The sequence below is a fragment of the Piscinibacter sp. PDB1-1 genome (assembly GCF_056675995.1).
The window spans coordinates 1,008,425-1,025,745 of record NZ_JBWVZJ010000001.1; the positions used below are offsets into that span (position 1 = coordinate 1,008,425).

At 67.3% G+C, this 17,321-nt stretch carries 17 protein-coding genes; 11 read left to right on the top strand and 6 right to left on the bottom strand.

What is annotated here, in order from left to right; translation table 11 throughout:
• Positions 1–18: 18 nt before the first annotated feature.
• On the bottom strand, positions 19–189 hold the full coding sequence (locus AC1KAR_RS04545) for an oxidoreductase-like domain-containing protein (RefSeq protein ID WP_480314898.1): 171 nt from the start codon (positions 187–189) through the stop codon (positions 19–21).
• 54 nt (positions 190–243) lie between these two features.
• On the opposite strand from AC1KAR_RS04545, the gene AC1KAR_RS04550 reads away from it, so the two are divergent.
• From AC1KAR_RS04550 to AC1KAR_RS04565, 4 genes are all read left to right on the top strand, one after another.
• Positions 244–1,464, top strand: a complete 1,221-nt coding sequence (locus tag AC1KAR_RS04550; protein WP_480314900.1) for a helix-turn-helix domain-containing protein — start codon at positions 244–246, stop codon at positions 1,462–1,464.
• Positions 1,465–1,522: 58 nt separating this feature from the next.
• On the top strand, positions 1,523–2,215 hold the full coding sequence (locus tag AC1KAR_RS04555; protein ID WP_480314902.1) for a Vgb family protein: 693 nt from the start codon (positions 1,523–1,525) through the stop codon (positions 2,213–2,215).
• Positions 2,216–2,340: 125 nt separating this feature from the next.
• Positions 2,341–3,108, top strand: coding sequence for a DUF899 domain-containing protein (locus AC1KAR_RS04560; RefSeq protein ID WP_480314904.1), 768 nt, complete (start codon positions 2,341–2,343; stop codon positions 3,106–3,108).
• On the top strand, positions 3,105–3,239 hold the full coding sequence (locus AC1KAR_RS04565) for a hypothetical protein (protein ID WP_480314906.1): 135 nt from the start codon (positions 3,105–3,107) through the stop codon (positions 3,237–3,239). The genes AC1KAR_RS04560 and AC1KAR_RS04565 overlap by 4 nt, the downstream gene beginning before the upstream one ends.
• 18 nt (positions 3,240–3,257) lie before the next feature.
• Here AC1KAR_RS04565 and AC1KAR_RS04570 read toward each other — a convergent pair whose 3' ends face one another.
• The 4 genes from AC1KAR_RS04570 to AC1KAR_RS04585 form a co-directional block, all read right to left on the bottom strand.
• Positions 3,258–4,037 carry an ABC transporter permease gene (locus AC1KAR_RS04570; protein WP_480314908.1) on the bottom strand — a complete coding sequence of 260 codons (780 nt, stop codon included), beginning with the start codon at positions 4,035–4,037 and terminating at the stop codon, positions 3,258–3,260.
• The gene (locus AC1KAR_RS04575; RefSeq protein ID WP_480314910.1) at positions 4,034–5,026 is read right to left on the bottom strand and encodes an ABC transporter ATP-binding protein; all 993 of its coding nucleotides are present in this window, start codon (positions 5,024–5,026) and stop codon (positions 4,034–4,036) included. The genes AC1KAR_RS04570 and AC1KAR_RS04575 overlap by 4 nt, the downstream gene beginning before the upstream one ends.
• 171 nt (positions 5,027–5,197) lie before the next feature.
• Positions 5,198–6,397, bottom strand: a complete 1,200-nt coding sequence (locus AC1KAR_RS04580) for a pectate lyase (RefSeq protein WP_480314912.1) — start codon at positions 6,395–6,397, stop codon at positions 5,198–5,200.
• A gap of 319 nt (positions 6,398–6,716) precedes the next feature.
• A complete protein-coding gene (locus tag AC1KAR_RS04585; RefSeq protein ID WP_480314914.1) occupies positions 6,717–7,103 on the bottom strand; it encodes a hypothetical protein in 387 nt (128 codons plus the stop codon).
• 79 nt (positions 7,104–7,182) lie between these two features.
• Here AC1KAR_RS04585 and AC1KAR_RS04590 point away from each other — a divergent pair, with 79 nt between their 5' ends.
• Positions 7,183–7,704 (top strand): YgjV family protein, encoded by a 522-nt coding sequence (locus AC1KAR_RS04590; RefSeq protein ID WP_480314916.1) that lies wholly within the window; start codon positions 7,183–7,185, stop codon positions 7,702–7,704.
• 54 nt (positions 7,705–7,758) lie between these two features.
• Here AC1KAR_RS04590 and AC1KAR_RS04595 read toward each other — a convergent pair whose 3' ends face one another.
• Positions 7,759–8,661 carry a hypothetical protein gene (locus AC1KAR_RS04595; RefSeq protein WP_480314918.1) on the bottom strand — a complete coding sequence of 301 codons (903 nt, stop codon included), beginning with the start codon at positions 8,659–8,661 and terminating at the stop codon, positions 7,759–7,761.
• Between the two features lie 129 nt (positions 8,662–8,790).
• On the opposite strand from AC1KAR_RS04595, the gene AC1KAR_RS04600 reads away from it, so the two are divergent.
• From AC1KAR_RS04600 to AC1KAR_RS04625, 6 genes are all read left to right on the top strand, one after another.
• Positions 8,791–9,648, top strand: a complete 858-nt coding sequence (locus tag AC1KAR_RS04600; RefSeq protein WP_480314920.1) for a M15 family metallopeptidase — start codon at positions 8,791–8,793, stop codon at positions 9,646–9,648.
• 80 nt (positions 9,649–9,728) lie between these two features.
• Positions 9,729–10,001 (top strand): PAAR domain-containing protein, encoded by a 273-nt coding sequence (locus tag AC1KAR_RS04605; protein WP_480314922.1) that lies wholly within the window; start codon positions 9,729–9,731, stop codon positions 9,999–10,001.
• A gap of 86 nt (positions 10,002–10,087) precedes the next feature.
• Complete coding sequence (locus AC1KAR_RS04610) at positions 10,088–11,647, top strand: hypothetical protein (protein ID WP_480314924.1); 1,560 nt, start codon at positions 10,088–10,090, stop codon at positions 11,645–11,647.
• A 25-nt stretch (positions 11,648–11,672) separates the two neighbouring features.
• Positions 11,673–15,545 (top strand): type VI secretion system membrane subunit TssM, encoded by a 3,873-nt coding sequence (gene tssM, locus AC1KAR_RS04615; protein ID WP_480314926.1) that lies wholly within the window; start codon positions 11,673–11,675, stop codon positions 15,543–15,545.
• Complete coding sequence (gene tagF / locus AC1KAR_RS04620) at positions 15,542–16,522, top strand: type VI secretion system-associated protein TagF (protein ID WP_480314928.1); 981 nt, start codon at positions 15,542–15,544, stop codon at positions 16,520–16,522. The genes tssM and tagF overlap by 4 nt, the downstream gene beginning before the upstream one ends.
• Before the next feature lie 4 nt (positions 16,523–16,526).
• The gene (locus AC1KAR_RS04625; RefSeq protein ID WP_480314930.1) at positions 16,527–17,321 is read left to right on the top strand and encodes an OmpA family protein; all 795 of its coding nucleotides are present in this window, start codon (positions 16,527–16,529) and stop codon (positions 17,319–17,321) included.

Below are 17,321 nucleotides of genomic sequence, written 5' to 3' on the forward strand. Positions count from 1 at the left end.
CCGTCGCGCCCGGCGCAGCTACCCCGCCTCGGGGTGGCGCGCCTTCCACGCGCGCAAGGCCTGCCGGTACTGATCCATCGCCATGTCGTGCAGGTCGAAGATGCACGGCTCGCAGCCGTTGCCGCAGCACTGCTCGAAATCGGGTGCTACCGGCGGCTCGGGGCGGGGGTCTTGATCGGGCGAATCCATGCCCCGATTGTCTTGTACCTGTGCGCATCGGCGACTCCCCGCTACCCTTGCGCGGTGGACTCCCTCATCGCCGCCTCGGCCCGCGCCCTCGCGTCGGGCGACGCACTCAACGCACTCAAGCGCATCAGCCTGCGCGACGATCCCCCCGCGCTCGCGCTGCGTGGCATCGCGATGGCGCAATTGGGCGAGCTGCCGCGGGCGCGCGAACTTTTGCGCCGCGCGGCACGCGCCTTCGGGCCGCATGAAGAACTTGCACGCGCCCGCTGCGTGGTCGCCGAGGCCGAGGTGGCCCTGGCCCTGCGCGAGTTCGGCGGCGCACCGCGCGCGTTGGGCGACGCCGTGGCAAGCCTCGAAGCACATGCCGACCATGCCAACGCGCTGCACGCGCGTCTGATCGAAGCGCGCCGCCACCTTCTGCTCGGCCAGTTGGACCGGGCCGCCGATTCACTGCAGGCGCTCGACGGGCGCAGCCTGCCGCCCCCGCTGCGCGCGATTGCCGAGCTGGTGTCGGCCGAACTCGCCTTGCGTGCCCTGCACACCACCCATGCACACGGCGCACTGGCTCGCGCACAGTCCGCGGCCGAGCGCGCCGACGTGCCCGCACTAGTGGCCGAGGTCGCCGAGGCACGCAACGCGCTCGATCGGCCGGCCGCGCGGCGCATCGGTGCCGACGGCGAGACGCCGATGCGCCTCGATGAAGTAGAAGCGCTCTTCGACTCCGGCGCACTGGTGCTCGACGCCTGCCGCCACGGCCTGCGCGCAGGCGAGGTCTGGCTGCCGCTCGCGCGCCGGCCCATCCTCTTCTCGCTGGCGCGTACGCTCGCCGAGGCCTGGCCGCACGACATGCCGCGCGACGAGCTGATCGCCCACGCCTTTCGCACCCGCAACCCCGATGACACGCACCGCGCCCGCCTGCGGGTGGAGATCGGTCGCCTGCGCAAGCTTGCGGCCCCGGTGGCCCGCATCGACGCCACCGCACGGGGCTTCGCGATCACACCGCTCGCCGACCGACCGCTGGTTGTGCTGGTGCCGCCCATCCACGGCGAACAGGCGTCGCTGCTCGCGCTGTTGGCCGATGGTGCCGCGTGGTCAACCTCGGCGCTCGCGCTCGCGATGGACACCAGCCAGCGCACGGTGCAGCGCGCGTTGGCCGAGCTGGAGGCCGCAGGCCGCGTGCGCGCCATCGGCCGCGCCCGCGCGCAGCGCTGGCTCGCCCCGCCCCTGGCCGGATTCACGACGATCTTGTTACTCCCGTCTTCGCTGCCACTCGCCTAAATTGCTTTCACGGCGCCGCGATTCGCAACCCCACACAGGACGCACCAGGAGCAACACCATGCCCATAACTACCCCGCAAACCGACACCCCGCCCGATAACCTGAGGGTCAGGCCGCAGCCCGCGCAAGTCACGCGCGAGTACGGCCCCTACGACGGCCACAACTCCGTGGCTGGCGTCACCCACGACGGCGAGCGTGTGTGGGCCGCCGTCGGCACCCAGCTGATCGCCATCGCACCGGCCAGTGGCCAGATCGAGCGCACGCTCGACTGCCCCGCCGATGCCGGCACCGCGTTCGACGGCAAACACCTCTATCAGATCGCCGAATCGCACATCGACAAGATCGACCCGAGCAGCGGCCGCGTGCTCGGCTCCATACCGGCGCCAGGCCAAGGCGGCGATTCGGGCATGGCCTGGGCCGATGGCAGCCTGTGGGTCGGCCAGTACCGCGACCGCAAGATCCACCAGATCGACCCCGCCACCGGCCGCGTGCTGCGCACCATCGAATCGAACCGCTTCGTCACCGGCGTGACCTGGGTCGACGGCGAGCTGTGGCACGCCACCTGGGAAGGTGACGAGAGCGAGTTGCGCCGCATCGACCCGCACGACGGCGACGTGAAGCAGCGCCTGCGCATGCCGCCCGGCGTGTTCGTGAGCGGCCTCGAATCCGATGGCGCCGACCTCTTCTATTGCGGCGGTGGCGGCAGCGGCAAGGTCCGCGCCGTGAAGCGCCCCAAGGCACAGGCCGCCTGATCCCGGCTCGTTGATCCCCGCGCGCGCCGCACCGCCCTGCGTCGCGCCACATCCGGTTCCCCGTTCGAGCGCGCCCCGCGAGGGTGCTGGGCAGCGCTTTGTCTCAACCCAAGGAGTCCACCACCATGAGCACCACCACCACCGTCACCCCCTCTCAACCCGTCGTCACACCCGACCGCTGGATCGCCGCGCGCAAGTCGCTGCTGGCTCGCGAGAAGGAGCTCACCCGCCTGCGCGACGAGATCGCCCGCGAGCGCCGCGCCCTGCCGCGCGTGCGCATCGAGGCACCCTATGTCTTCGACGGCCCGCACGGCCCGCGCACGCTGGCCGACCTGTTCAACGGCCGCCGCCAATTGCTGGTGCAGCACTTCATGCTCGCCCCCGGCTGGGAAGAAGGCTGCCCTAGCTGCTCGTTCATGGCCGACCACGTCGATGGCGCCCTGCCGCACCTTGCCCAACGCGACGTGAGCTTCGCGGCCGTCTCGCGCGCACCCATCGCCGAGATCGAGCGCTTCCGCACGCGCATGGGCTGGCAGTTCCCCTGGGTCTCTTCGTTCGGCAACGACTTCAACCGCGACTTCCACGTCAGCTTCTTCCCGGGCGAGCGCATCAACGGCGAGGTCTACTACAACTTCGGCATGACGCCCTTCCCGCAGCAAGAGGCGCCCGGCATCAGCGCCTTCCTGCGCGACGATGCGGGGAACATCTTCCACACCTACTCGACCTACGGCCGCGGCGTGGAGCTGATGATGGGCACCTACGAGCTGCTGGACATCACGCCCAGGGGCCGCGACGAAGACGGGCAGCCCTACGCCATGGCGTGGGTAAGGCACCACGACCGCTACGAGACCGCCGGCCAGCCTCACGGCGGTTGCGGTTGCGCCCGGTCATGAGCCGCATCGCCAAGGGTGCCGCGGCCTGTGCGGCGCTGGTGCTCGGCCACTGCGGCCTCACCCTGTTGGTGGCATCCGTCAACGGGGCGTGGATCGCGCTGGTGCCCTTGCTGGCGCTGTGCCGGGCCTGAGGCGCTGCCGAGAGCGCATCAGTTCTTCAGCCGATAGCCGGTGCGAACCATCCACGCGACGACGCCCAGGCACACCACGAGCAGCAGCGTCGTCGCAGCCAGGCTCCAGCCCACGCCCACGTCGGCGCTGTCGACGAAGCTCCAGCGGAAGCCATCGATCAGGTACACCACCGGGTTGAAGAGCGTGACGGTGCGCCACAACGGCGGAAGCATGTCGATCGAGTAGAACGCCCCACCCAGAAAGGTCAGCGGCGTGATCACGAGCATCGGGATCAGCTGCAACTGCTCGAAGCCCTTGGCCCAGATGCCCAGGATGAACCCGAAGAGACTGAACGTGACGGCCGTGAGCACGAGAAAGCCCAGCATCCACAGCGGGTGCGCGATGTGCAGCGGCACGAAGAAGGCCGCGGTCGCGAGCGTCACCAGGCCGAGCGCCACCGACTTGGTGGCCGCCGCGCCCACGTAGGCCAGCACCATCTCGTAAGGCGAGACCGGTGCGGACAAGATCTCGTAGATCGTGCCCGTGAACCGCGGGAAGTAGATACCGAATGAAGCATTCGACAAACTCTGCGTGAACACCGACAGCATGATCAGCCCCGGCACGATGAAGGCGCCATACGGCACGCCATTCACGTTCTGCATGTGCTGCCCGATGGCCGAGCCGAAGACCACGAAGTACAGCGAGGTGGTGATCACCGGCGTGACCAGGCTCTGGCCCACGGTGCGAAAGAAACGCGCCATCTCGAAGCGGTACAGCGCCCACACGCCGTGGCGGTTGAATGTTCCGACCTGGCTCATGCTGCGGCCCCTTCCTTGTTGTCGTGCACGAGGCTCACGAAGATGTCCTCCAACGAACTCTGCTGCGTGTGCACGTCCTTGAAGCCGATGCCCAGTTCACCCAGGCGCCGCAGGATCGGCGCCACGCCGGCACTCGCTTCGCTCGCGTCGAACTCGCGCAGCAAGGTGTGCCCACCTGCCTTGAGCGTGAGGTGGAGCGCCATCAGTTCGGCGGGCAGATCTGAGAGGGGCTGCTCCAGCTCGATGGTGAGCTGCTTCTTGCCCAGCTTCTTCATCAACGCAGCCTTTTCCTCGACCAGGATCAGCTCGCCCTTGCGGATCACGCCCACGCGGTCGGCCATCTCTTCGGCCTCTTCGATGTAGTGCGTGGTAAGAATGATGGTCACGCCGTCTTCGCGCAGGCGGCGCACCATCTCCCACATGTCGCGGCGCAGTTCCACATCCACGCCGGCAGTGGGCTCATCGAGGAAGAGGATTTCCGGCTCGTGAGACAGCGCCTTGGCGATCATCACGCGCCGCTTCATGCCGCCCGAGAGCGCCATGATCTTCTCGTTGCGCTTGTCCCAGAGCGACAAGTCGCGCAGGACCTTCTCGATGCGCGCCGGGTCGGGTGCGCGGCCAAAGAGCCCGCGGCTGAAACTCACCGTGGCCCACACGGTCTCGAAGGCGTCGGTCGCCAGCTCCTGCGGCACGAGGCCGATCTTGCTGCGCGTGGCGCGGTAGTCGCTGACGATGTCGTGCCCGGCCACCATCACGCGGCCGCTGCTTGCCGTGACGATGCCGCACACGATCGAGATCAGCGTCGTCTTGCCAGCGCCGTTCGGCCCGAGCAGGGCAAATATCTCGCCCCGGTGGATGTCTAGGTCCACGCGCTTGAGCGCCTGGAATCCACCGGCATAGGTCTTGGTCAGGCCTTCGATGGAAACGGCGGCTGCATGGGCGGTGCCGGTGACCTTGGAGGCGACGGGGCTGGGCAGGCGGTCTGTCATGGGCGCTTCGTGGGGGTTGAGGCGCGCATGGTAGGCACAAGCCGAAGACCTTGCCGGACTCCGCAGCGATGGCGGGAGGCTGCAGCAGGTGCTGCGAGGTCAGGTCACGGCGCGCAGGCTTCGCCCGCCGCGCTCGGCAAGGCCCCGGCTCCCGCCGGGGCCCTGCTGCGCTCAGCGTTGAGCGCAGCTCGCGTACTTGCCGCCCGAGTAGCACACCGCCCGCACGTTCGACAGCTGCGCGTTCGTCAGCAGGAAGGTGCTGCGGTTGCAGTCCGATCGGAAGACCGCCTCGGAGATGTTGCTGAGCCTTGCGCGGTTGACCGTGACCTTCACCGGGTAGCACTTGCCGCCGTTCTCGCGCACCAGCTTGCCCGCTGTGTTGACGACGATGTTGTCCACCGTCACCGTGGCAGCCGCATTGATCTGGAAGAACTTGTCGCTGGCCGAGTTGCCGGTGATGTTGCGGATCGTCACGGTCGCCGGCGCCTTCACGGTGAGGGCGTCTTCGCCCACGTCGGTCCAGGTGATGTTGTCAATCGTCGCGTTGCCGTACACGTGGATGCCGTCGGCCCCGTTGCCGCCGATGATCACGTTGCGCAGCACGCCACCGGCCTCGACGCGGAACACCGGGTCCTGGCCTTCTTCCTGACCACCGCCGCCGAAGCTCGGGTTGTAGGTTCGGCAACCGCCGTCGAAGGTTTCGCCGGCGCGGATGACGCGGGTTGCGGTGAGCGTCGTCGAGCCAGTCGAGCGGCAGCTCGCACCCGTGGCCGCACCCGTCGTGGGCGGCGTTGGGTCGCCATCGCCAGGTGGCGGGGTCGTGGTGCCGGAGTTGTAGACCTCGAACTCGGTGATGCGCGGGATGGCCGCAGCGGTGTCGATGTACAGATCGAGCTTGCTCGAGTTGACGGCGGCGAACGAGATCACCTTCTGTGCACCCAGCGTGGTGCCCGAGGCCAAGACGCGCCCGCTGTTGTTGTTGATGAGGCGCCAGCTGCGAACGGCGGCGCTCGGCTCATCGACCATCACCGTGTCGACGGTCGCCGAAAAGCCCTTGATCGAGATGCGCTGGCTGCGCAGCCCGGTCGGCGACCAGAAGGTCCCGTCGTTCGAGTCGACCACGTTGCCGTAGCTCGTGCCCGTGGCCTTGGAGGTGCCATCGGCGGCGGTCGCGAGGTTCGTCCCGCTCGAGACGGCAGCCAGCGCTGCGGCCGAGCGCTCGCGCTCTTCGCTGCCGGCATCGGCCGCGCTCGCCGAGGCGACGGTCGACGTCTCGCCACCGAGGTCGCCCCCGCCGCAGGCGCCGAGCATGGCGCCAAGCAGGGCGGCGGACAGCGCACCGCACAAGCGGTTCTTCCGGATCTTCATCATGTATGTCTCCTGGGTCATTGAGAGGGATGCGGCGCAACCCCGACGGGGCAGCGCGAGACCGTGAATGGAAACGCCGGATACCTGATGCGCGTGGTCTGTGGGCCAGACGTCTTCTTGTCTCCTCCACCGCCTTCCGCTTCACGCAACGCCGCGCCGGGTGGCGGGCGAAGAAAATCATTTCAGCACTGGCGTGCATTTTTGATTCGCGGGTATACCCCATTGGAGGTAGGTCGAGAACGGAACGCCTGGATGACTGCTGCCGAGCCTCCCAGAGCAGCACGGTGGCGTGGCGGGCAAGCCGCCGCGCCACCGACGGCCGTCAAGTGGTGCGTGCCCGCCCGGCCCTCAGGCGCCAAACGCCCCACGCGAGCAGGCCGCCGATCGGCCCGATGACAAGCACGTTCCACACAGGCATCACCACCAGGCCCAAGGCTGCCGTGGAACTCTGAGGTGCGACGAAGACCGTGTAATGGACGTACAGATCGGCCAGCAGACAAGCCGCTGCCGCGCCGAGCGCAAAAACGGCCAGACGCGGTTTGATCGTCAGCAGAACGGCAATCACATACGGCAAGGCCGAGAACGCCAGCAGCCCCACCCTGAAGGCGCTGAACCCGCCCTGCGCCAGAAATGCGACCTCGTACACGTGAAGGGCCGCCCCAAGAAGGCAAAGGACAAGAGCGGCCCGGGCTCCTGAGGCATGGGTCATGGGTTCGTCCTCCAGGTGCGTGTGAGTGGCGCGGCCAATCTGCCGCGCCCCCCGAGTATTGCCGGCAACAATCCAGAGCATGACGACAGATTGGTTCTCTGCGGCTCAGTGCGTGGGTTACGTCGCGTTCGTTCTGGGTGTGGGTTGCTTTCTTCAGACCGACGACAGGAGATTCAAGCTCTTCATGGTGAGTGAGTGCGTGGCCTACGTGGCGCACTTTGCCTTGCTGGGCAACCCGACTGCCACGGCCAGTTCGGCGATCTCGACCCTGCGCTCGCTGCTCGCGATGTGGACGCGATCGCTCTGGATCGTCGGGGCGGTTCTCTCAGCCAATATCGGCTTCGGTCTCGTCGTGGCCGCCACCTGGAGCGATTGGTTGCCACTGACGGCCTCGTGCATGGGAACGGTGGCTCTGTTCCTGATGAGAGGCATCCCCATGCGTCTCGTGATGCTGTGCGGCACCGCCTGCTGGCTCGCCAACAACTTGATCGTGGGGTCGATCGGCGGGACAGCACTGGAGATCGTGGTCGCTGCGACCAATATCGCCACGATCGTGCGCATGGCACGACAACAGCCTGCGCAGGAAGCGCGCGTGCCTTGACGACGCGGCGCACACCGCGCCGAGACACCCTGGTCGCTGCTTGCGTGATCCGCGCTACGGAGCCGCGGTCGCCGGGCACGCGGCGTCGCTGCCCTGCCGGCCATTGCAGAACCGCACGCGGCAGCTGGCTTCGGCTTCACCGCTCAATTTGCCGCATCGCTTCTCGTAAGCCGGGCTGGTGGGCTCGCCTGACAGGCGCGTGAGGTGGGGCAGCATCGCCGCGAGCAAGGCCGCGTCGGACTCGATCGACGGATTGGCCTTTTTCGCTGCCGCCTTGGTCTGACCGCGTGAGGCTTCCTTGGAACGCGCCGGTGCGGGCGAGGTGCTTGCTGTGGACTTGCCGGCACCTTTGCCAGGCGCATTGCCAACGGCGACATTCGCCGGCTTGGCTGCGGCTGCCTGCGCAGTCTGGGTGTCGATCTGGGTTGCATTGCCGGACGACCCCTCAAGTGCAAGCTGCAGGCTGCTCGTCGCACCTGTTGTTGCCGAGGCACTTGCCGCGGTCCCGGCCGGTTCGGACACCGTGGGCTGCGGTGCCGGCACACTCACGATGCTGGCCGCGCCTTGCTGTGCGTCGTCGGGCAGTGTGGGCGCGATCTCGGCCGCATCGGTGGGCGCTACCTTCGCTGCAGAGGGTGCTGGCGTGCGTGTGCTTGTCGCGACGGCAACGATCTCGTCCTGCGGGTTGGCGGATGCACGCGCCTGGTTGAACTTGATCCCCATGTACACGGCCGCGATCACCAATGCGAACACGGCCAGCAGCAGCACGCGCCTGACAGGCGATGCGTCGGGCCGCCTCGATGCGCGGCCCTGATCACCGTCGATGGTGGCTAAGATGCTCGGCCCGAAGTCGGCCTGACCCTTGCTGGCGCCCTCGGTGGCATGCGCAGCGTTCGGTGCTGCAAACAGCTGGGGGCGCGCGGCGCGTGAGGGGATGGGTGGGTTGGGCTGGGACATGGCACGGGTTCCGGGCACGGCCGCAAAGTGCCGCCGATGCGCACGCAGGCGCAAATAGGCGGGAATTCTAGAGACGCCCTTCAAGGGGGCAACGCCCTCTTGGGGGACATTGCAAAGCCTGCTTACAACATGATGTGGATCGCCATCGCGGCGTACTTCCTGCTCGCCTGCGTGCTTTCGGCGCTGCTATTGCTCCCCTCGTTTCGTGAGGCAGTGCTGCAGCGCATCGGGCAACTCACGCAGCGCCTGGGCAACGCTCAGCTGCGCGCGCACCGCTCGGCCAGCCGCCGTGCAAAGGACGGCATCTCGCACGCGAGCGGTGCCGCGCGTGGCGGGTCGCAGTGGCTGCAACGGCACTGGGTGATCGTGTGCGTAGCCGCAGCGATCCTGATCGTGCCGCCGCTCGCGGTGTTCTCCCTGCGCAGCCTGCACACGCTCGACGCCTACGACGACAGCGTGACCGCACGCCACGAAGACAACGTGATCGCCGCCTTGCTGCAGGGCGAGCAGCTGGTGCCCCCACCGCCGTTGCCGCCCGAGGTGTTCACGACTGCCGAGGTCGAACTCGTTCGCCCGAAGCTCGGCAGCGCCGATCGCCGATGGGATGCGCTCGACCCCGACTTCCGCCAGCGCCTGCTCCTCGCCTACCGCTTGATGCGCGACGAGTACGGCTACGAGATGGCTTTGATCGAGGGCTATCGCAGCCCCGAGCGACAGAACGATCTCGCGCGGCTCGGAACGCAGGTGACCAACGCCGCTGCATGGCAGAGCTACCACCAATACGGATTGGCGGCCGACAGCGCATTCATGCGCGACGGCAAGCTCGTGATCAGCGAGCGCGACCCATGGGCCGCCAAGGGTTACGAGTTGTATGGCGTTGTTGCGCAACGTGTCGGGCTCACATGGGGCGGACGCTGGCAGAACGCGGATCTGGGCCATGTGGAGCTGCGCAAGGCCATGCCGGCACGCCCGAAAGTGGGGGGCTGAAACACAAGCCCAGCCAGTAGACTCGCCCGCTAGTTTCAAACGGCGAATCGGCCGGAGATTGTTCACAGAGGGAGTAGATGATGGGACGACCTTTCATCGTGCTGGGAGACAAGACCGATCACGGCGGCGAAGTCATCGAAGCATCTGGCGTGACCGACACGCACGGCAAACGCATCGCACGCCTGGGAGACAAGGTCAGCTGCCCCAAGAAGGGCCACGGCGGCACCACCACCATCGTCTCGGGTGATCCCACCATGATCATCGACGGCCAAGCTGCCGCACGCCATGGCGACAAGACCGCCTGCGGCGCCACGCTGATCTCGTCGCAGTCGGTCACCACCGACGCGTGCTGAAGCCCGCATTCATCCGCATCCCCGTCGGGGCCACTCACGCATCGGCCCGCCCGTTGTAGGCGCCCACAGCGCCAGCAGTTCAACCCATGTCCAAAGTCTGGAAGATCCTCGCGCTGCTGCTGGTGATCACCGCGCTCGTGTGGATCACGACGATGTGGCGTTGGCAGTCAGCGCAGGTCGACCCGAGCGCGAGCGATCTGGTCTGGACACTCGGCGTGCTCCCCGTGGCGCTCACTGTGTTGCTGGTGAGTGTCATCTGGTCGGTCGGACGCTTGCGCAGCTACGCGGCCGCGCCCACCATCCCCGTCGCATCGGGGGCCACGCCACAGGCTGCCGCCACCACACCAGAAGCCCCACGCAGCCCGCGCTTCCATGTGTTGGCCAGCGCAGCGCGGGTGCGCGCGGGCACCGAATGGCGGGCCGCGCAGTCGAACATCGCCACCGGCATCTGCAAACCCGATCTTGATCAGCAACTCAAGGACGACGACGGCATCGCGGTCTTCACCGCGCCCATGCCCGACCTGTCGACCGACGGCGTCGCCACGGCGTTGGAAGAGATCGTCGCCCGGTTGCGCGCAGCGCAGACCGCCGAACAGGCCAGCGCCTGGGCCATGTACGAAGCCCCACCCGAAATGCTGCGCGCGCTGGCCCTGCTCGAAGCGGTGGCGCATTCAATGGGCGACACACTCGAGGCGCAATGGCCTGTGCTGAGTGCGCCACCGCCCCCGGTGCGCAGCAAGGCCGCAGCCCCCAGCCTGCCCCCTTGCGTGTCGATCCGCGTGGCGATCCCTGGCCGTTGGTCGGCGCAGTCCCAGCAACTCACTCAAACTTGGCTCGAACAGTCCTTCGAGCCCTACGTCGAAGCCGGGCTCCAGGCGGCTGGCCAATCGCGCGCCATGGCGCACAGCGCGCGCCTTGCGGTGCAACTGCACCTGCACCCCGTGGAAAGCGCCGAAGCCTTTTCGCAATTGCTCGATCAGCAACTGATGCAGTGGCAGCGCGAGAAGGAACCCGGCCTGCTGTGGGTTCTCGCGGCCGACAGCCTCATCAGCGAGAACGACACCACCGCGATGGCCGCGATGCAGCAGCTCTTCTCGGGCGCCAACCAGCGTGGCCGCGTTCCCGGCGAAGGCGCCGCCGGGCTGCTGCTGGCCTCGCCCGACTGGCCAACGCCTGACGAGACCCCCGCGCCGATGGCTCAGCTCCACCGCGCCAACATGCTGCGTCGAGACAAGTCCGCCGATGCCTCGGGCCGGGTTAGCCCGCAGACACTGCTGCAAAGTGCCACCGACGTGCTGCGCGCGAGCGGCTGGCAACCGGCTCAGGTACAGCATGTCACAAGCGATGCCGATCACCGCGCCTCACGGACCGGCGAGGTCTACGAGACGCTGCAAGACCTGATGCCTCACCTCGACACCAGCGAAAACGCGTTGCGGCTCGGGCTCGGCTGCGGTGATCTGGGTGTCGCACGCCTCACCGCCTGCCTCGCCCTGACAGCCGGCCAGGTGAGCGAGTCGCAACAGCCGGCGCTCGTGCTCGGTGCCTTCCACCCCTTTGATCGCTTCGCGGCCGTGCTGACACCGCATGCGGAGCCACCCGCCGCGCCCCCTGAAGCCGCCACCGCATCGGCCGCGCAGCCCGCCTGAATCGAGAGACCCACCGGAAGTACCCATGCAACGAATCTGGCAGTTCCTCCTGAACGCCCGCACCTTGGCCGTGATCGGCCTGTTGGCGCTGGCCGCCCTGCTCTTCATGAGCGCCGACGCACTCAGGCTCGGGGCGATCTGGGTCGTGGTCATCCTGGCGGCGCTGATGCTCGGGTGGCTCACGGTGTGGGCCGTTCGGCGCTACCGCGCTCGCAAGGCCGGACAGCGCCTCGAAGCGGCCATGGATGCCGAGGCCGACCGCGCGATCAAGAGCGCCCCCGACCGCGAGAGCCGTGCCGAGATGCAGGCCGTGCGTTCGCGAATGCACGACGCGGTCAAGACCATCAAGACGTCCAAGCTCGGCCAGACCTCGGGGTCTTCCGCGCTCTATGAACTGCCCTGGTACGCGGTGATCGGCAACCCCGCGGCCGGCAAGAGCACGGCCGTCGTGCGCTCGGGTCTCAACTTCCCGTTCTCGGACAAGACCTCGTCGGTGATCCAGGGGATCGGCGGCACGCGCAACTGCGACTGGTTCTTCACCACCGAGGGCATCCTGCTCGACACCGCCGGGCGCTACTCCGTGCACGAAGAGGATCACGCCGAGTGGCTGGGCTTCCTCTCGCTGCTCAAGCGCTACCGCCCGAAGGCGCCGCTCAACGGCGTGATCATCGCGGCCAGCCTGGCCGAGCTGTCGAGCAATCGGCCAGAGTTCGCCATCACGCTCGCCAAGCAACTGCGCCAGCGCGTGCAAGAGCTCACCGAGAAGCTCGAAGTCTTCGCGCCCGTCTACGTGGTGTTCACCAAGGCCGACCTGATCTCCGGCTTTGCGGAGTTCTTCGAAGACCGCGACCGCGACGAGCGCGAGCGCGTGTGGGGCGCCACCCTGCCCTACGACCCCGCCGCCAAGAGCGATGTGGTGGCGAGCTTCGACCGCCATTTCGACGAACTGCACGACGGCCTGAAAGAGGCCTCGATCGTGCGCATGTCCATGCACCGCGGCGAGAAGCTTCCGCCGGGGGTGCTGACGTTCCCGCTCGAGTTCAATGCGCTGAAGGCGCCGCTGCGCACCTTCATCACCACGCTGTTCGAAGACAACCCGTACCAGTTCCGCCCCGTTTTCCGTGGCTTCTACTTCACGAGCGCCGTGCAAGAGGGCCAATCGACCGGGCGCGCCAGCCAGCGCGTGGCAGAACGTTTCGCGCTGACTCCCGCCGCGAGCTTGGCACCGACCGCCGCCGTGGTCGCCCAGAACGGTTTCTTCCTGCGCGACCTGTTCTCCAAGGTGATCTTTGCCGACCGCTCTCTGGTCCAGCAGTACACGAGCCGCAACAAGCTGCGCTGGCGCTACGCCGCGTTCTTCGGTGGCGCGTTGCTGCTGGGTTCGCTGCTGGCAGGCTGGACGTGGTCGTACGTCGGGAACCGCCAACTCGTCGCCAATGTGCAAGCCGACCTCAACAAGGCCATCAAGCTTCAAGAGGGCCGCATCGACCTGCAATCGCGCCTCGAAGCACTGCAGATCGTGCAGGACCGTGTCGAGCAGTTGCAGCGCTACCGCGACGAACGCCCGTGGACGATCAGCCTCGGCCTCTACCAGGGCGATGCCGTCGAGCAGAAGCTGCGTGCCACCTACCTCGCCGGCCTGGAGGAGGTGATGCTCAAGCCCACCGCCGCCGCCATCGCGGGCTACCTGGGCGAGGTGAACGCCAATGCCGCGCACCTTCAGCCGCTCATCCGCGCCGCCGATGGCAGCCCCACGCCGAGCCGCACGGCCACGACTGCAAGCGCCGAACCTCTGGGCGTGTACTCCGCCGCATCGGCCACCAGCGTCTCGGACGCCTACAACGCGCTCAAGACCTACATCATGCTGGGCGATCACAGCCGCATCGAGGCGGGCCACATGGGCGACCAGATCACGCGCTTCTGGCGTGGCTGGCTGGAGGCCAACCGCGGTTCGATGCCACGTGAAGAACTGATCCGCTCGGCCGAGCGCATCCTTTCGTTCGCGCTCACGCAGGTGTCTTCTCCTGACTTCCCGCTGACCCAGACCAACCTGGCGCTGCTCGACTCGACACGCGAGAACCTGCGCAGGGTCGTCAAGGGCATGCCGGCGCGCGAGCGGGTGTACGCCGAGATCAAGGCACGCGCCGCCACGCGCTTCCCGCCCATGACGGTGGCACGCATCGTCGACGACGCAGACCGCGACATCGTGGCCGGCAGCTATTCCATCTCGGGCACCTTCACGCGCGAAGCCTGGGACGGCTTCATCGACGACGCGTTCAAGGAAGCATCTACCAAGGAGAGCAAGGCCGACGACTGGGTGCTCAAGACGGCCACGCAGGACGACCTCACGCTCGAAGGCAGCCCGGAGCAGATCCGCAAGTCGCTCACGCAGCTCTACAAGACCGAGTACGTGCAGGAGTGGCAAAAGTTCATGCAGGGCGTGAGCGTCAAGGAGTTCGGCAGCTTCGAGCAGGCGGTGGCGCGGATGAACCGGCTGGGCGATCCGGCGGCCTCGCCAGTGGGAAAACTGATCCAGACGCTCTACGACCAGACCTCGTGGGACAACCCCAGCCTCCTCAACGAACGGCTTGCCAAGGGGCAGAAGAGCTTCGTTCAATGGTTCAAGCAATCGATTCTTCGCATGTCGGCCTCGCCCGTGGAGGTAAGAGTCGACGTGGCCACGGGCCAGGCGGCCATTCCGATGGGTCCGATCGGCAAGGAGTTCGCGGGGCTCACGCGCTTGATGATCAACCGCGACAACAGCCCGACGCTGCTGCGCAACTACCTTCTCTCGCTGTCGAAGATCCGCACCCGTTTCAACCAGATCAAGAACCAGGGTGACTACGGTCCGGCAAGCCGCCAGCTGATGCAGCAAACGCTCGACGGCTCCTCCGAGTTGAGCGAATCGCTGCGGTTGGTCGAGGAGCAGATGCTCAATGGCCAGACCGAGGCCGCCAAGGCCACGCTGCGGCCCCTGCTCGTTCGCCCGCTGATCCAGTCGTACGCGGTGATCGTTCCGGCCGCAGAAGACGAGCTCAATCGCATCTGGGTGGCCCAGGTGCACGAGCCCTTCCTGCGCACACTCGCCGGCAAGTACCCGTTCGACAAGGCCTCTCGGCTTGAAGCCACCAGCGGTGAGATTGCCAAGATGTTCGGCCCCGAAGGCAGCGTCGCGAAGTTCGGCAACGATGCCATCGGGGCGCTCGTAGTGCGCCGCGGCGACACCGTCTCACCGCGCACCTGGGCCGACATCGGCCTGCGCCTGCGGCCCGAGTTCTCCAGCGGGTTCCCGACCTGGGTAGCGCCGATCGGCGGCCAGGCGGGTGGTGGTGGGGGCAACGGTGGTGGATCGGGCAGCGGGTCTGCATCTGCAGCCGACCAGCAGACGCACTTTCAGATGCTGCCCACGCCGGTGCCCGGTTTGTCCGAGTACACGATCGAGGTCGATGGCCAGCAGATGCGGTATCGCAATGCGATGGCCGAATGGAACAACTTCGTCTGGCCGGGCCAAGGGCAACCCGGCGTGCGCATCAGCGGCATCACGACCGAGGGGCGCACGATCGAGTTCCTGAGCGAGCCCGGCGGCTACGGTCTCGAGAAGATGATCGGCAAGGCCAAGCGCCGCAAGCTCGACACCGGCGCGTTCGAGCTCACCTGGGCGAACGGTGCCCATGCGGTCACGGTGCAACTGCGCCTCATCTCCAGCCCGGCGGTGGGTTCGCCCACGGCAGCCGGCTCGCCGGATACGCCCAGCGCATCCGGCGGTCTGAAGGGCGTGCAGCTGCCGCCTCTGGTGGTCGGCGTGAGTACCGACCTGCCGAAGGCAGCGGGCGCGCCAACGGCGAACGGAAACTCAAGCAGCAACACAAGCGGCATCAGCAACGGAGCGCGCCCATGAGCGCAGTCATGGCGCAATCGCTCTACTTCGGCAAGCTGCCTTCGCGCGGCGATTTCGTGCGCAGCGCGGCAGGTTCAGCGCTCATCCACAGCATCGATCAGTGGATGTCGCAGACCATGGAGCTGCTGGCCGGCGAGACACGATGGAAGATCGTGTACGACGCGGCGGCCCCGGTTCACTTCGCGATTCTCGGCGCACAGAGCCGGGCCGGGCTGGTCGGCCACATGGCGGCGAGCCAGGACGCATCGGGCCGTCGATTCCCCTTCGTGATGGCGGCGTCGTTCGAAGTGAACGACCCGGCGAGCTTTCTGCCTTACAGCCCGCAGGCGCTGAGCCCGATGTGGGGGCGCCTGGACATCAACGTGCGCCAGGCCTTGCAGGCGGATGACTTCGCTCAGGTGCAAGAGCAACTCAGCTCCCAAGCAGTTGAAATGGAGCAGCGCCGCGAGATCCTGCTGGGCGCCTACAAGGAGTTCGCGCAGCAGTTCACCCTCGAACGGCTCGAAGCTGCGGTGTCACCGCCTGGCGAGCCGATCTCGTTGCGCCAAACCATGCTCGCGCTGGGCTTGCTGTTGCAACCCGTTCTCTCTCAAGGCCACAGCGATCTGACCAAGGGCCTGTTGTTGCCGTTGCCACGCGACCCGCTGCACCTGCCGCAGGTGCTCACGCTGTGGGTCGATCTGGTGGCGCGCTTCTTCAAGCGCACCTCGGCCGAGACCGCCATCTTCGTCACCCTGCATGGTGACAAGCCGGTGCTCGTGCTCGGCTTTCAGGGCGCCTCTGCGGCCACGCTGCGCTCGGTGCTCGACCCCGAGGTGTCGCGCGCCGAGAACGTGGCGATCACCGAGGCCGAATGGGTCGAAGACTGGATCGGCAACGACTACGGACTGCGAAAGCTTTCCAACCATCTGCGCGACCCCTCCTTGTCGGTCGCGGCCGCGGTCGACATGTTCCGCGAAACCTTTCTGGGGGAATGACACCATGAGCATGCCGCGATGGATGATGCGCGCTGCACCGGCGTTGGCGCTGTACTGCTTGGCCTGGGCTGCAGCAGCGCAGCCCGGCGCGAACACGATCGCCACACCCAACCAGGTGGTGGTGGCAGGCACGGTGCCCGACGAGGCCACGCGCAACGCGATCCTCGCGCGAGTGCGCGAGGTGTACGGTGCCGAGCGCGTGGTCGACCAGCTCGGCGTCGGCTCGGTGGTCGCGCCACCCAACTGGAGCGGCTACGTGCAGAAGATCGTGTCGCCGCAGCTCAAGCAGGTGTCGCGCGGCCAGTTGTCGATCAACGGCAACAACATCGAACTGAAGGGCGAGGTCACCAACGAAGCCCAACGCCAGCAGGTGGCTGCTGACATGGCCACGTCGCTCAACCCCACCTACGCGGTGCGCAACGCCCTGCGCGTGGCCGTGCAGGAGCAGGCGGTACTCGACGCCACGCTGGGCAACCGCATCATCGAGTTCGAACCGGGCAGCAGCCTGCTGCGACCCACGGGCGAGGCCATCCTCAACGAGATGGCCGTCACCTTGCAGAAGATGGGCACTCGGCAGGTCGAGGTGATCGGCCACACCGACTCGGTCGGATCGCGCGACGCCAACATCGTGCTCTCGCTCGCGCGGGCCGACACGGTACGAAGCTACCTCGCGAGCAAAGGTGTCCCGTTCACGCAGATCAGCACCTCCGGCTCGGGGCCCGACCGACCCGTGGCAAGCAACGACACGCCCGACGGGCGCGCGCGCAACCGGCGCATCGAGTTCCGCCTCGGGCAGTAA